Below are 14501 nucleotides of genomic sequence, written 5' to 3' on the forward strand. Positions count from 1 at the left end.
CTTCATGCCAGCATCTTCTCCACCGGCAGCACGAACATCTCGCGTGCGCCGGCCTTCTTGATTTCCTCCAGTTGCCGCCAGCTCACCTCACCGGCGCACAACGCCTGCAGCATCAACTGGTCGGCCTGGCCAGCCACCGCCAGCAGCGTCGGCTGCGGACCGCCGGGGAGCAACCGGGTGACCGCCTCCAGCGAGTGACGCGAGGTCTGCAACAGCAGCAGCCGCGATTCGCGCACCTGGATCACGCCATCGAGCCGCTTCAGCAACAACTCCAGCATGTCGCCGCGCTCGTCCGCCGGCAGGGTCACCGGCCCGGCCAGCACCGCCTCGCTCTCCAGCAGCACCTCGGTCTCGCGCAACTGGTTGGCCACCAGGGTGCCGCCGCTCTGCACCAGGTCGCAGATCGCGTCGGCCGTGCCCAGCTTCGGCGCAATCTCGACCGAGCCGGCCAGGGTCACCACGCCGGCGTCGATGTGTTGCGCGCGCAGCCATTCACCAAGCAGGCCGGGGTATGACGTGGCGATGCGCCGTCCCGCGAGATCGCCGGGCGCGGAATAGTCGAGCTCCTGCGGCACGGCGATCGACAACCGGCACCGTCCGAAGCCGAGTGGCCGCAGTTCGGCCAGCGGCTCGCCATCGCGCCCGGCAGTGAGCTGGAACTCGCCCAGCACGTTGCGGCCGACGATGCCGACGTCGCATACGCCTTGCGCGATCAGGCCGGGGATGTCGTCGTCGCGCACCAGCAGCAGGTCGACCGGCTCGCCTTCGCCGAAGCAGAACAGCTTGTCGCGGCTTTGCCGGAAGGTCAGGCCGCATCGCTTGAGCAGGTCCAGCGCCGGCTCGGTCAGCCGTCCGGATTTCTGCATCGCGATGCGCAGGCGGTCGCGCGGCTTCATGCCCTCTTCCTTGCCGCCTGCGCCTGCCGCCGCGCCGCGCGGGCCGCGGCCGCGAGATAGCCGCCGCTGCCCTGGTTGAGATAGCGCGCGACCCGCCCGATCGTGGTGATGCTGACCGCAGTGCGCTCGTGGATCTCCCGGTACGACACGCCTTCGAGCAGGAACGGCACCACCCGCCAGCGGTCCACCAGCACTTCGAGTTCCGCCGGCGTGCACAGGTCGCTGAGGAACGCGCCAACTTCCTCGACGTTCTTCAGCGACAGCAACGCCTCGTACAGGCTCAGCTCGGCGGACTCGACGGGTGTTTCGGGATCAAGCGATCGACGCTTCATAATGTACTAACGCATTAACACAGTGGCGCGCATCATACACCCATGCGGCGCTGCCGCAATCCCCTCGTTCCTCGCCGCTCGCCCCCCCATCCTGGAGCCCGCATCCCGGAGCCCGCATCCCGGCTCTCGACAGACGAATGCGCGGTCATCCCGGCCCCAAAAACAGGAACCCCCGCCGAGGCGGGGGTTCCTGGCAACACGGGAAAGCCGTGTCGACTCAGGCGGACTTCTTGCGCGGGGCCGCCTTGCGGGTCGCCGGCGCCTTGGTCACCGTCGGCTTGGTGCCGGCCACGGCCGGGGCCAGCGCGTGCGCGCGCGTATTGCCGTAGCTGCTGCGGTAGATCTTGCCGCGGCGGGTCTTGCGATCGCCCTTGCCCATGGGGAACTCCTTGATTCGATGGATGTACGGCCGTCCATCATAGCAGTGCGGCGGGCAACGCCATAGGCCACCCACGCCCAGCGCCAACCAGCCTCAATGCGCGCATTGCGGGCCGTGCACGTGGACCTGGACACGGCGGTCGCGACGCAGGTTGACGAAGTGCGCGGCGGCCAGCAGCAGGCCGCCCGACGTGACCAGTGCACTGTGCACCAGGGTCAGTCCACCCTCGGCCCAGGTGACGCCGGAAATCAGCAGGAGCAACCCCGGGATGGCCAGCAGCAACGGCAAGGGCTGCTGGTGGCGCCGAAAGCCCCGCACCAGTGCGATCACCGCCAGCACGCAGGCAAACGCCACGAAACCCCGCTCGAAGCGATGGTCGGCCAGGAACTCCAGCCCGACCAGTGGCAGCGCGGCCAAGACGAAGGGCAGCAAGGCACAGTGGATCGCACACAGGAACGAGGCGATCGCGCCGATGCGATCGGCGCTCTGCCATCCACGCGATGTGCCTGCCTGCCCGGAATGCATCTGCCTGCCTGCCGTCGCCGCGCGAGGCGGCCGGGGAATCTGGCCGGCATGTTACATTATAACAATAGGTCGCGCTACCGGGCGATGGTCGCCGTTCAGGCTTTGCGGCAGGCCCGGCACAGACCGTGGACTTCCAGCGTCTGCGCCTGCGGCCGGAAACCCAGCGCGCGGGCCTGCGCCTCGATCAATTCGGCGACCCGTTCGTCGCAGACCTCCTGCGCGCTGGAACAGTTGTCGCAGATCAGAAATGGGACCTGATGCGCCTCGGTCGGATGGTGGCAGGAGACGAAGGCGTTGATCGACTCCAGCTTGTGGATGAAGCCGTTCTCGAGCAGGAAATCCAGCGCGCGATAAACCGTGGGCGGAGCGGCATTGCCGTGCTGTTCGCGCAGCTGGTCGAGCAGTTCGTACGCCTTGACCGGTATGCGAGATGCCGCGATCAGTTCCAGCACCTCCTTGCGCAGGGGGGTCAGACGCAGGCCCCGCTCCTCGCTGGCGTGTTCCACCGCACGCACGAAACCCTTCGCGTCATGATGGTGGTGCGGGTGGTGCGCGTGCGCGTTGTCGGCAACATCGTGGTTCAAAGCATTCACCTCGCCTCGATCATACATCCGCCACCGCCCGCCTCAGCGCGGCACCGGCGGCGGTTTCACGGCCGGCTGGCCGCGCGGCCTGCACAGGATCACGATCCAGCCGATCGGGCCGAGCACCCAGGACCACAAGACCGCTTCCAGCACCCGGCCGCGCCACCAGCCGAGCAGCAGGCCCACGGCGACGAACAGCAGATTCCACCAGAACATGGCTGCCCAGGGCACCATATTCAACAGATTGAAGAAGACGTGCCTGAACGCGCCGGGGGCGTCGAGATCGACGCCTTGGGTGGCGCGGGCCAGCAGCTCATCCACGGGGAGACTGGCGCCAGCTGCGCCGCGCCGCCAACTCAGGCATGGGTCATGGCCATCGCGGCGTCGATGCGGCGGATCGCCTCCTCGCGCCCCGTGAGATAGATCGTGTCCTCGATCGAGGGCGAGACCTGGGTACCGGTCATTGCCACCCGCAGCGGCTGCGCCACCTTGCCCATGCCCAACTCCAGCTGCGCCGCCACCTGCTCGATGACCAGGTGGACCGCCGCCGGCTTCCACTCGCACGCGCTCAGCAGCGTCTTCGCCGCCGCCAGCACGCCCGGGGCGCTGGCATTGCCGAGATGCTTCGCCACCGCCTTGTCGTCCCAGGCAGTGATCGGGCCGTACCAGATCTTCGCCCGCTCGGCCATTTCCTTCAGCGTGTGCACGCGCTCGCGCAGCGCCACGATGACCTCGATCGGCGCGGGGCCTTGCGCGACGTCCACGCCGGCGCGCTGCAGGTGCCATTCGAACTCGGCGAGGAACGACTGCGGCTCGTCGGTCTTCAGGTAATGCTGGTTCAGCCACGCCAGCTTCTCGGTGTCGAAGCGCGAGGCCGCCTTGTTGACGTCGGCGATGTCGAACAGCGCGATCATCTCTTCGCGCGAGAAGATCTCCTGATCGCCATGCGACCAGCCCAGCCGCACCAGGTAGTTGAGGATCGCGTGGGGCAGGAAACCCTGCTCGCGATAATCCATCACGCTGACCGCGTTGGTGCGCTTGGACAGCTTCTTGCCTTCCTTGTCCAGGATCATCGGCAGGTGCGCGAACTCCGGCACCGGCGCGCCGAGCGCGTGATAGATGTTGATCTGCCGCGGCGTGTTGTTGACGTGGTCGTCGCCGCGGATCACCTCGGTCACGCCCATGTCGATGTCGTCGACCACCACGGCGAAGTTGTAGGTCGGCCAGCCATCGGAGCGAAAGATCACCAGGTCGTCCAGCTCGCTGTTGGCGATCTCGATGCGGCCCTTGACCTTGTCCTCGAATACCACCGAGCCTTCGATCGGGTTGCGGAAGCGGATCACCCGGTTGGGGTCGTCGCGGCACGCCTCGTTGCGATCGCGGTAGTAACCGTTGTAGCGCGGTTTCTCGCCGGCCTGCATGGCCGCCTCGCGCATCGTCTCGATCTCGTCCTTGCTCTCGTAGGCGTAGTAGGCCTTGCCGGCGGCGACCAGCTCGTCGGCAACCTGCCTGTATCGATCGAGTCGCCGGGTCTGGTAGAACGGGCCCTCATCGGCATCGAGGCCGAGCCAGTGCATGGCGTCGAGGATCGCCTGCACCGCCGCGTCTGTGGAACGTTCGCGATCGGTATCCTCGATGCGCAGAATGAACTGTCCGCCGCGACGACGCGCCTCCAGCCAGCAATACAGCGCGGTGCGCGCGCCGCCGATGTGCAGGAAGCCGGTGGGGCTGGGAGCGAAACGGGTACGGACGGCCATGATGTTCCGGACAACAAGGAGAAACGATGGATTTTAACCGATACCGCGGGCAGCGCCGGCCTCGCATGCGCGCCCTGCCCACCTCCATGCTCGCGCTGGCGCTGCTTGTCGCCGCCGCACCCGCAAGGGCGGAGAACCCCGGTTTCGACCGCCCCGGCTACGGCTTCACGCCGGGCGTGCTGGCCGCTGGCGAGGCAATCCTCGAACAAGGCCTGCCGGACTGGAGCCGCGACCGGCAGGATGGCGTCACCGTGTCGCAGTACACCGCCGACAGCTTGCTGCGCATCGGGCTCGGCGGGCCGTTGGAAATGCAATTGGGCAGCGACTCCTGGAACGTGCTGCGGCAAGCCAGCCCGGGCGGCAGCGTGCACAGGGAAGGCCGCGGCGACAGCCAGCTGGGGCTGAAGCTGGCGCTGCCGTCGAGCCATGCGGGCTTCAGCTGGGGCCTGCTGGGCAGCGTCACCTTCACCGACGGCGAGCGGGAGTTCCGCGGAGACCATCGCCAGTACCTGCTCGGCGCGCAGTTCAACCTGGATGTCGGCGAGCGCCACTCGCTGGGCCTTTACCTGGAGAACGTGCGCCGCGGCGGTGCCGACAGCCCCACCGTGGCGCTGGACGACAGCCATGCGCTGTCGTCGGCGCTGACCCTGTACACCGAACTCGCCTGGCAGCACCTGCCCGGCGAGGGCAACGGCAGCCTCGCCGGTGCCGGCGTGCAGTGGATGGTCACGCCCCGCGTGCAACTGGACGCGGGCTTCGACCATCGCCTGCACGGCTCGGCAAACCAGTGGCAGGGCAATCTGGGCGTGTCGATCTACTTCGGCGGCTGATTGGGTCGCACGCCCCCGCGATTACTTGACGTGGACGGTGATTTTCTTCGACACCACCGCCGGCACGAACGGCACATGATTCGCGTCACCCAGCTCCAGTTGCAGAGTATGCGTACCCGGGGCCAGCTTCAGCGTGGTCTGGGTCTGGCCGCCGCCGAAATGGATGTGGTTGGCGTCGGCCGGAATCGGCTGGCCGGCGGCGGGCAAGGTCTTCACGTCGACCAGCAGGTGATGATGGCCGGTGTGCTCCCTGGTCACGCCCGCTGGCGCCACGCCCATGCCCTCGAGGCCGAAGCGCACGGTGAATTCCTGGCCGACGGTGGCGCCGTCCGCGGGCGAGATGATGTAGACCCTGGCGGCGGCCGGCGCCGACGTGCCCGGCAGCGCAGGTGCTTCGGCTGCCGTCGCGACAGTGGCCAGACCGGTGAGGGCGAGAATGAGCAGGATGCGATTCATCGAGGGAACCTCCAGCAAAGGGGAACTCCCAGTGTAAGCGCTGCACCGCGCCGCCGCCCACTGTGCGCAATATGCTCACGCCGTCGTGGCTGCCTTTGCGCTCAAGCAGATAGCGAATTTGTCCACAGGCTTTGCCGAACGTGCTCCACAGTCGCTGTGGAAAACTCTCGCGCGGTTGCTCAGAAAATCATCAAGGCGTGGCAAGTCATTGCCGGCAAAGGACGAAGCGCGGTTGTCCACAGGCTTGTACAGCGACGGCGCACAGAAGCTGTGGAAAACCCGGCCCGCGATACGACGATGCCGCCCGTGGGCGGCATCGCTCCGCGACACGCGACGCGCGCTCAGGCCGCGCGATCGGCCCGGGTCAGGATGCCGAACAGGTCGGCAAGCTTGTCGCGCATCTCGCGGCGGTCGACGATCAGGTCGATCGCACCGTGGTCAAGCAGGAACTCCGAACGCTGGAACCCTTCCGGCAGCGTCTCGCGCACGGTCTGCTCGATCACGCGCGGACCGGCAAAGCCGATCAGCGCCTTGGGCTCGCCGATGTTGATGTCACCCAGCATCGCCAGGCTGGCCGAGACACCACCGGTGGTCGGGTTGGTCAGCACGCTGATGTACGGCACGCCGGCATCGCGCAGACGCGCCAGCGCGGCCGAGGTCTTGGCCATCTGCATCAGCGAGAACAGCGCCTCCTGCATGCGCGCACCGCCAGTGGCGGAGAAACACACCAGCGCGCTCTTGTCGGCCAGCGCACGTTCGGCGGCGCGGGCGAACTTCTCGCCCACCACCGACCCCATCGAGCCGCCCATGTAGGCAAACTCGAACGCCACCGCCATCAACGGACGTCCCTTCAAGCGGCCGCTCATCGCGACCATGGCGTCCTTCTCGCCCAGTTTCTTCTGGGTGGCGATGATGCGGTCGCGATACTTTTTCGAATCGCGGAACTTCAGCGGATCGGCCGGTTCCATGCTGGCCCACAGTTCCTGGCCGGAACCTTCGTCCAGCAGCGCGCCCAGGCGCGCCCGTGCGCTGATGTAGTGATGGTGGCCGCACTTGGGACACACCATCAGGTTGCGTTCCAGTTCAGGCCGGTACAGCACGGTGCCGCAGCCCGCGCATTTCTCCCACACGCCCTCGGGCACCGAGCCCTTGCCGCCACCCGAAGGGAGCGTGCGGGTACGCGGGTTCATGATCTTCTGCAGCCAATTCATCGCAATACCTCAAACTTTCGAGACGGCCGGGTCGACCGCCTCAGCGTGCATCCAGCGCCGCGCGGATCGGCTGCAGGAAACTGCGCACACGACCCGTGATATCCGCCGCGTCCGTGGCCGCCGCCAGGCTTTCGACCAGCGCGCTGCCGATGACGACCGCGTCAGCGAAGCCGCCGATCGCTGCGGCGCTGGCCGCATCGCGAATGCCGAACCCCACCGCCACCGGCGTACCGGCGAGGCTCCTGACTTCGGCAACGCGCTCGGCAATCTCGCTGACGCTCAACTGCGCCGCTCCGGTGACGCCAGCGAACGATACATAATACAGGAAGCCTTCCGCCGAGCTGCACAACTGCGCCATACGCGCAGGTGCGGTGGTGGGCGCGGCGAGCAGGATCTGCTGCAACCCCGCCTCGCGCAGCGACTGCAGCACGGTCGACTCCTCCAGCGGACAATCGACCAGCAGCACGCCATCGACGCCGGCCGCCACAGCCTCCTGCGCGAAGCGCGCGTAGCCATGGATCTCCAGCGGGTTCAGATAGCCCATCAGCACGATCGGGGTTTCCGCATCGCGTTCGCGAAATGCATGCACCCAGCCCAGCACCTGCGCGAGACCGACGCCCTTGGCGATCGCCCGCTCACTGGCGTGCTGGATCACCGGGCCGTCTGCCATCGGATCGGAAAACGGCACGCCCAGCTCGATCAGGTCCGCCCCCGATTCCACCAGCGCATGCATCATCGCCACCATGTGCTGCGGCGAAGGATCGCCCGCGGTGACGAACGGGATCAGGCCGGTGCGGCCGGTGGCCTTGAGTTGGGCGAAGCGGGTGTCGATGCGGCTCATAAGACAGGAGTGAGTAATGAGAAGTGAGAAGTGAAAGAGAGCTCGGGCGGGTCTGAGCGGTTCTGGAGTGCGAGACTTCCTCTCACTTCTCACTCCTCTCCACTCACTCCTCGCTACACGCTCACTCCCTCGCGCGCCGCGATCGTGTGCACGTCCTTGTCGCCGCGGCCGGACAGGTTGCACAGCACGATGCCGTCTTTGGGCAACTCGCGCGCCAGCTTGATCGCCTGCGCCACCGCGTGGCTGGATTCCAGGGCGGCTAGGATGCCTTCGGTGCGCGCCAGCAGGTGGAACGCCTCCAGCGCCTCGTCGTCGGTGATGCCGACGTACTCGGCGCGACCGGCATCCTTCAGGAAGGCATGCTCCGGCCCCACACCGGGATAGTCGAGGCCGGCGGAGACCGAATGCGTCTCGGTGATCTGGCCGTCGTCGTCGCACAGCACGTAGGTGCGGTTGCCGTGCAGCACGCCGGGACGGCCGGCCGCCAGCGAGGCGGCATGATGGCCGGTGGCGATCCCCTCGCCTGCCGCCTCGGCGCCGACGATGCGCACGTCGGCGTCGTTGAGGAAGGCATGGAACAGGCCGATGGCATTGGAGCCGCCGCCGACGCAGGCGGTCAGCACGTCGGGCAGGCGGCCGTATTGCGCCAGCATCTGCGCGCGTGCCTCGCGCCCCACGACGGCATTGAAGTCGCGCACCATCTTCGGATACGGATGCGGACCGGCCACGGTGCCGATGATGTAGAAGGTGTCGGCCACGTTGGTGACCCAATCGCGCATCGCCTCGTTCAACGCATCCTTCAACGTCTTCGAACCGGAAGTCACCGGCACCACCTCGGCGCCGAGCAGCTTCATGCGGTAGACGTTGATCTTCTGCCGCTCGATGTCGACCGCACCCATGTACACCACGCAGCGCATGCCGAAGCGCGCCGCTACCGTGGCCGTGGCTACGCCATGCTGGCCGGCGCCGGTTTCCGCGATGACGCGCTGCTTGCCCATGTGCCGCGCCACCAGCGCCTGGCCGATGGTGTTGTTGATCTTGTGCGCGCCGGTGTGGTTGAGGTCCTCGCGCTTGAACAGAATGCGCGCGCCGCCAACCTGCCGCGACAGCCGTTCGGCGTGGTAGATCGGGCTGGGCCGGCCGACGTAGTGCTGCAGGTCGCGATCCAGTTCCGCGAGGAAAGCCGGATCGGTGCTCAGCCGTTCGTAAGCCTCGCTCAACTCGGCCAACGGCGCCATCAGCGTCTCGGCGACATAGCTGCCGCCATACTCGCCGAAGCGGCCATGGGCGTCGGGGTAGAGGTTGAAGTCCGCAATCTTGCTCATGGGGTCACTCGGGGATGGGCATGCCGCACTGCGGCAAGCGACCATCTTAGCGGATAGTTCACAGATAACGCCGGATGGTTTCCCGGAACTCGGCCAGTTGCCCCGGCGTGAGCGCGCCGAGTATCCCGCGCCGCTCGGCGGGGATGTGCGCGGCGGGGTCGTCGTCGCCGAAGACGTAGTGATCCAGCAGGCCTTTCCACGCCGCCCGCTCTGCCGGCGGCAAGGCGCGGAACACGAGGATGCAGTGCATCAGGCAGCCCAGCGCCGTGGCCGGTGCGTCGCCCCCGGCCGGCACCGGTTTCCACCAGTAGTTCACCAGCGCATTGATCTGCTCCAGCGACTCGACGTGGTGCCACCACATCGGCGGGATGTAGATCGCGTCGCCGGGATGCAGTTCGGCCACCTGCGCCGCGGCCAGCGCATCTTTCAAGCGCGGATAACGCGGATCGTCGGGACGATCCAGCCGCGCCATGCCGATCGCCGCGCCGGTCGGCGCGAAATCCAGCGGGCCGACATAGAGATTGCGCACCTGCTCCGGGGCGAACAGGGTGAAGCGCCGCACCCCGCACGCCACACAGGCGACGTTGTGGTACTCGTCGAAATGCGCCGGCGTGGTGACCTTGTTGCCGATCCAGATGCGCGGCTGGATCGCCTTGTCGATGAAGGGAACCGCATGATCCTCCAGCAGTCCGGGCAGGCAGTCGGCGATCAGCGCGCTCTGCATCGCCAGCCCCGGCGGATTGTCCTGGCGGCTGTAGGCCGCCAGCCGCTGCAGGCCCCGGGTGATCGAGACGCGGTGATGCGCGTAGTTGAAACCGTCGACATTCGCGTTGTAGCCGATCACGCCGCCCTCGCCTGCCGGCATCAGCAGCGCGTCGACCTCGCGGCCGTTGTCCAGCTTCGCCAGGCCTTGCGCAAAGGCGGTGTCCGACCGCCGCGACCACGCCACCATCGGCCAGTCGCGGCAGAGGCCGCGGATCACCAGCGGGCGGGCACGATCCACCAGGCCCGCGAGTTCGAGTGCCTGCCCGGCGCCGCGATATTCCTCGATCACTCCCGGCATGCCGCCTGCTCCGCGTCGGCCGCGCGCACCGCGCGGATGAAGGCTTCGAGCCGCGCCGCGTCCTTGATCCCCGGTGCCGATTCCACTCCGCTGGCCACATCCACCGCCCACGGACGTGCCGCGCGCACTGCATCGCCCACGTTGCCGGCGTGCAGGCCACCGGCCAGGATCAGCGGCTGCGCCAGATTGCCGGGCAGTAACGACCAGTCGAACGCCTTGCCGCTGCCGCCCGCCTCGCCGGGTGCATGGCCGTCCAGCAACAGGCCGGCGGCGCGCGGGTAATCGCGCAGGCGCGGCAGCGCGGCAGCGCCATCGCCCATCGCGATCGCCTTGACGAAGGGGCGGTCGAACCGTGCGCACCAGTCGTCGCCCTCATCGCCATGGAACTGCAGCAGCGCGGGATCGACTTCATCGACCACCTGCCGCACCAGCGCCGCCGCGTCGTCCATGAACAGGGCCACCGTGGCGATGAACGGCGGCAGCGCCGCGACGATCTCGCGCGCACGCGCCAGCGTCACCTGCCGCTTGCTGCGCGCGGTGAACACCAGGCCGATCGCATCGGCGCCGAGCCGCGCGGCGAGCAGCGCATCCTCGACGCGGGTCATGCCACAGCATTTGATGCGGGTCACGGGCCGGCTCCCGTCAGGCAGACTTCGGTGGGCAGGCCCCAGTGTGCCTCGTAGCGCGGGCCGATGAAGGTCAGCCCCGAGGCCGGTGCAGTCGGTCCGGCCACCTGGCGGTCGCGGCCGGCGAGCAGTTCGGCCATCCATTCCACCGGCTGCTCGCCGCGACCGACCAGCAGCAGCGAACCCGCGATGTTGCGCACCATGTGGTGCAGGAAGGCATTGGCCTCGATCTCCAGCATGACGTGCTCGCCCTCGCGGCGAACGCTGATCTCGAGCACCGAGCGCCGCGGGTGCGGCGCCTGGCACGACAGCGCCCGGAATGCGCTGAAGTCGTGCTCGCCCAGCAAGGATTGCGCGGCTTCGTGCATGCGCTGCGCGTCCAGCGGCAGGCGCTCCCAGGTGACGTAGCGCGCGTCCAGCGCGGCGCGCACCGGCCGGTTGAGGATGTGGTAGCGATAACGGCGGCTGCGCGCGGAGAAGCGCGCGTGGAAGCTGTCCGGCACCGGTTGCGCCCACAACACGGCCACGCTGGCCGGCAGGTTCGAGCACGCGCCCAGCACCCAGCCGCGCAATTCGCGGCGTGCATCGGTATCGAAATGCACCACCTGGCAGCGGCCGTGGACGCCGGCGTCGGTGCGTCCTGCGCAACTGACCAGTACCGGATGGGCCGCCACTTTCGACAAGGCCTCCTCCACTGCGCCCTGCACGCTCGGCCCTTCGGTCAGGCGTTGCCAGCCGAAGAAATCGGTGCCGTCATACTCGATGCCGAGAGCGATGCGCATGGATGCCGCAGATCCGGAAGGAAGCGTCGAAGATTAGCAGGCAGGCACCGACGTCATGCCCGCCGAAAAGAAATCGGGCCGGCAAGGCCGGCCCGGCTCCGTCCCGTTCGCGATGCGATCTCAGCCCAGACCGTCGAGCAGCTTGCGCGCCACGTCGCGCTGCATCTGGCTGCCTTCCTTGAGCACTTCGCCCAGCATCGCGCGGGCGCCATCGGCATCGCCCATGTCGAGATAGGCGCGCGCCAGGTCGAGTTTGGTATCGACCGGATCGTCGCTGAACTCAGCCGACTCCGCGGCGGACGCGCCGGTTTCCGGCGCATCCCAGGAAGCCTTCGGCTCGGCGTGCGGCTTGACCACGGTAATGTCGTCCGCGGCCGCCGGCGGCGCCGTGCGCGAACCACCGGCTGGCTGGGTCAGGTCGAAATCGAAGCTGTACTCGGTGACTTTCTTCGTGCCGGTCGGCAGCGCCGGCGGCAGCGGGGAAACCACGGTGGGTGCGTCGCTGTCGTCGGCGTAGTCGTCGATGTCGAACGCCTGCGTCGCCTCGGACTCGACGTCGGCAGGCTCCGCATGATGGTCGAACAACGGATGCCCCGGCGCGAGATCCTCGCCCATGTGCACCACGTCCTGCCACTCGTCCTGTTCCGGGTCGGTGATGTGGGCGTGCATCGCTTCGGCCGCGGCCTCGAAACGCTCCACGTCGCGGCGCGAGTAGTACAGCGTGACCAGTTCCAGATGCAGGTAGATGTCGTCCGGATGCTCGGCCAGCTGGTCGAGCAGTTGCTCCTGGTCGGTATCGCCATCGGCCAGCAGATCGTCGTCGCCCTCGCCTGCCGGCGGCGTGGCGCCGAAACGATCGGCCAGCGAGGCTCCCCCCGTCTTGGCGGCGGCCGCAGGCTTGCGGCGGCGACCGAGAACGGCAAGCAGAATCAACACGATGACCGCGCCGGCCGCTGCGGCCCAGGCCCAAGTCTGCATGTACCAGGGTTGCTCGACCACGCGTGCCGGGGCGGGCGCGGGCGCGGGTGCGGACGCAGGTTCGGCCGCAACCGTGGCCGCAGCAGCCGGTGTCGCACTGGCAGTAGCCAGCGAGGCCGAACCGGCCGGCGCGAACGCGGTGCCTGCCGCTGCCACCGATGCCGAGGTCGCCGCGCCGGAGGAGGCCCAGGCCACCGGGCTCTCGCTGGCCTCGGCGCTGCTGCCGGCGCTGGCCACCGCCGGCGCGAGCGCTGCGGGTTCCGCTACCGTGCTCGCAGCCACGGGAGCGGTTGCCGGCGCGCCGGTGCCCTTGCGTGCAGCGGCCAGCTTGGCCTGCAACTCGGCGATCTCGCTGTCCTTCAGCGACAGCAGGTGTTCGTTCTTGGCGTTGATGTCGGTGAGGTCTTTCAGCCGCGCCTTCAGGTCGCCGCTCTGCTGCTTCAGGCTGGCCACGCTTTCGCGGGAGCGCAGCAATTCCTCGCGCAGGCTGGCAGAGGACTGGTCGGTCTTGCCGGATGACTGCCCGCCGCCGGCGGTGCCGGCCTGCGGAGGCACCAGCGCCAGCCGGTCCTCGTTGTCGGCCGCGCCGGTGGTGGGCGAGCCGGAGGAGGAAGCGCGCGTTGCCGCATCGGCCACCACCGCGGGCTTGCCCGGCGTGCCGGCGCGCCAGTCGCTGTTCTGCCGGCTCACCTCGGCGGCCGCCGCGGCCAGGCTCATGGCCTGCGCCTCGGAGGCGCTGGGCACGCGCAATACCGCGCCGCTCTTGAGCGCGTTGATGTTGTCGCGATAGAAGGCGTCCGGATTGGCCTGCTGCAGGGCCAGCATCATCTGGCGCACGTCGACGCCGGTCGGCGTCACGCTGCGGGCGATGCCCGACAGTGTCTGGCCGCTCTGCACCGGACCGAGACGGCCGTTCTCGACGGCAGCGGGAGCCGGAGTGCGGGTAGCCGCCGCCACTTGCGGCGCCGGGGCGGGAGCGCGCTGCGCAGGGCGCGGCGCCGGGCTGGCCGGGCGCGGCGCCGCCACTGGCGCCGGCGCGGGGGTTGCCGCGACCGGGTGCGAGCCGGGTGGATCGAGCAGGATCGCGTACTCGCGCACGCTGGGGCCGTCCTTGCCGTCCACTTCAATGAGGAGGTCGAGATAGGGATCGTTCACCGGTTCGCTGCTGGTGATGCGGATCACCGGGTGCGCGCCGGTGGCAACGCTGAAGTGCAGCGGAATGTCGGTGCGCCCGCCGACGATGCCGGCCCGGGCAAACTGCTCGCTGGAGGCCAGTTTCACCTTGAGACCCTGCAACTCGGCCGGACTGGCCGGGTGCAGCGGAATCTCGGCCAGCAGCGGCTGTCCCAATGCCGATTTGACCTGGACCTGGCCCATGTCCACAGCCAGGAGCTGGCTGCTCCCCAGCGCCAGCGCCACCAGCATCGACAATTTCAACGAACGATTCATGCATGTTCCCCCGAGCGATCCCTGACGCTTTCTTGTTGAAAAGATGCCGCCACCAGGGCGGCGGCCGCGTCACCGTGCCGCCACTTTAGTTACAAGAAGCGCAATCAACAATAGCCGCGGCGAATACTTGCGACACATTGCTGCTGCCGGTTCTTGCCCCGGACACCCCGTCATGGGTGGTCATCAGGCACCGCGGCCTGCACCTGCAACAACTGGCGGCGCAACTCGGCGATCTGCGCGTCCTGCTGCTCCAGGCGCCGGCTGGCGCGCTGGCTGGCTGATTCCTGACGCGCCACCTCTTGCTGCAGGCGCTTCACCTCGACCTGATTGCGTTGCATCCGCTGCCGTACGGCCGGCAGTGCCGGGACGGCCGTCGAGCCGGCGCGGGCCGGTCCGGCCGGCGGCGCGGCCCAGGCCGACGCGGTGAGCAGGATGCCGATGGCGGCAAGAGACGGCAGGACACGCAT

General features: G+C 68.3%; 17 protein-coding genes. 1 reads left to right on the plus strand and 16 read right to left on the minus strand.

Annotated elements, in window-relative coordinates; translation table 11 throughout:
• Nucleotides 1-2: 2 nt before the first annotated feature.
• The 7 genes from hisG to gltX form a co-directional block, all read right to left on the minus strand.
• Nucleotides 3-896, minus strand: coding sequence for an ATP phosphoribosyltransferase (gene hisG / locus ACVCL9_RS06560; RefSeq protein WP_395119009.1), 894 nt, complete (start codon nt 894-896; stop codon nt 3-5).
• On the minus strand, nt 893-1228 hold the full coding sequence (locus ACVCL9_RS06565) for a YerC/YecD family TrpR-related protein (protein ID WP_395119011.1): 336 nt from the start codon (nt 1226-1228) through the stop codon (nt 893-895). Before ACVCL9_RS06565 ends, hisG begins: the two co-directional genes overlap by 4 nt.
• 217 nt (nt 1229-1445) lie before the next feature.
• Nucleotides 1446-1607, minus strand: coding sequence for a 30S ribosomal protein THX (locus ACVCL9_RS06570; protein ID WP_395119013.1), 162 nt, complete (start codon nt 1605-1607; stop codon nt 1446-1448).
• A gap of 93 nt (nt 1608-1700) precedes the next feature.
• Nucleotides 1701-2132 (minus strand): MerC domain-containing protein, encoded by a 432-nt coding sequence (locus ACVCL9_RS06575; protein ID WP_395119015.1) that lies wholly within the window; start codon nt 2130-2132, stop codon nt 1701-1703.
• 95 nt (nt 2133-2227) lie between these two features.
• On the minus strand, nt 2228-2743 hold the full coding sequence (locus tag ACVCL9_RS06580; RefSeq protein ID WP_395119017.1) for a transcriptional repressor: 516 nt from the start codon (nt 2741-2743) through the stop codon (nt 2228-2230).
• A 15-nt stretch (nt 2744-2758) separates the two neighbouring features.
• Nucleotides 2759-3037 (minus strand): hypothetical protein, encoded by a 279-nt coding sequence (locus ACVCL9_RS06585; RefSeq protein WP_447098700.1) that lies wholly within the window; start codon nt 3035-3037, stop codon nt 2759-2761.
• A 35-nt stretch (nt 3038-3072) separates the two neighbouring features.
• On the minus strand, nt 3073-4473 hold the full coding sequence (gltX, locus tag ACVCL9_RS06590; protein ID WP_447098699.1) for a glutamate--tRNA ligase: 1401 nt from the start codon (nt 4471-4473) through the stop codon (nt 3073-3075).
• Between the two features lie 26 nt (nt 4474-4499).
• Here gltX and ACVCL9_RS06595 point away from each other — a divergent pair, with 26 nt between their 5' ends.
• Nucleotides 4500-5303 carry a transporter gene (locus ACVCL9_RS06595; protein ID WP_447098698.1) on the plus strand — a complete coding sequence of 268 codons (804 nt, stop codon included), beginning with the start codon at nt 4500-4502 and terminating at the stop codon, nt 5301-5303.
• A 21-nt stretch (nt 5304-5324) separates the two neighbouring features.
• Here the strand turns inward: ACVCL9_RS06595 and ACVCL9_RS06600 are convergent, their stop codons facing one another.
• The 9 genes from ACVCL9_RS06600 to ACVCL9_RS06640 all read right to left on the minus strand — a co-directional run bounded on the left by ACVCL9_RS06600 (nt 5325) and on the right by ACVCL9_RS06640 (nt 14501).
• On the minus strand, nt 5325-5759 hold the full coding sequence (locus ACVCL9_RS06600) for a DUF4399 domain-containing protein (protein ID WP_447098697.1): 435 nt from the start codon (nt 5757-5759) through the stop codon (nt 5325-5327).
• Nucleotides 5760-6100: 341 nt separating this feature from the next.
• Nucleotides 6101-6970 (minus strand): acetyl-CoA carboxylase, carboxyltransferase subunit beta, encoded by an 870-nt coding sequence (accD, locus tag ACVCL9_RS06605; protein WP_395119027.1) that lies wholly within the window; start codon nt 6968-6970, stop codon nt 6101-6103.
• A gap of 40 nt (nt 6971-7010) precedes the next feature.
• Complete coding sequence (gene trpA / locus ACVCL9_RS06610; RefSeq protein ID WP_447098696.1) at nt 7011-7811, minus strand: tryptophan synthase subunit alpha; 801 nt, start codon at nt 7809-7811, stop codon at nt 7011-7013.
• A gap of 113 nt (nt 7812-7924) precedes the next feature.
• Nucleotides 7925-9136, minus strand: coding sequence for a tryptophan synthase subunit beta (trpB, locus tag ACVCL9_RS06615; protein WP_447098695.1), 1212 nt, complete (start codon nt 9134-9136; stop codon nt 7925-7927).
• A 58-nt stretch (nt 9137-9194) separates the two neighbouring features.
• A complete protein-coding gene (locus ACVCL9_RS06620) occupies nt 9195-10199 on the minus strand; it encodes a cupin-like domain-containing protein (protein ID WP_447098694.1) in 1005 nt (334 codons plus the stop codon).
• On the minus strand, nt 10187-10828 hold the full coding sequence (locus tag ACVCL9_RS06625) for a phosphoribosylanthranilate isomerase (protein ID WP_447098693.1): 642 nt from the start codon (nt 10826-10828) through the stop codon (nt 10187-10189). The genes ACVCL9_RS06620 and ACVCL9_RS06625 overlap by 13 nt, the downstream gene beginning before the upstream one ends.
• Nucleotides 10825-11607 carry a tRNA pseudouridine(38-40) synthase TruA gene (gene truA / locus ACVCL9_RS06630; RefSeq protein WP_447098692.1) on the minus strand — a complete coding sequence of 261 codons (783 nt, stop codon included), beginning with the start codon at nt 11605-11607 and terminating at the stop codon, nt 10825-10827. Before truA ends, ACVCL9_RS06625 begins: the two co-directional genes overlap by 4 nt.
• A 120-nt stretch (nt 11608-11727) precedes the next feature.
• Nucleotides 11728-14034 (minus strand): FimV/HubP family polar landmark protein, encoded by a 2307-nt coding sequence (locus ACVCL9_RS06635; protein ID WP_447098691.1) that lies wholly within the window; start codon nt 14032-14034, stop codon nt 11728-11730.
• A 170-nt stretch (nt 14035-14204) separates the two neighbouring features.
• On the minus strand, nt 14205-14501 hold the full coding sequence (locus ACVCL9_RS06640; protein WP_447098690.1) for a hypothetical protein: 297 nt from the start codon (nt 14499-14501) through the stop codon (nt 14205-14207).

Source organism: Rhodanobacter sp. UC4438_H5 (assembly GCF_052978405.1).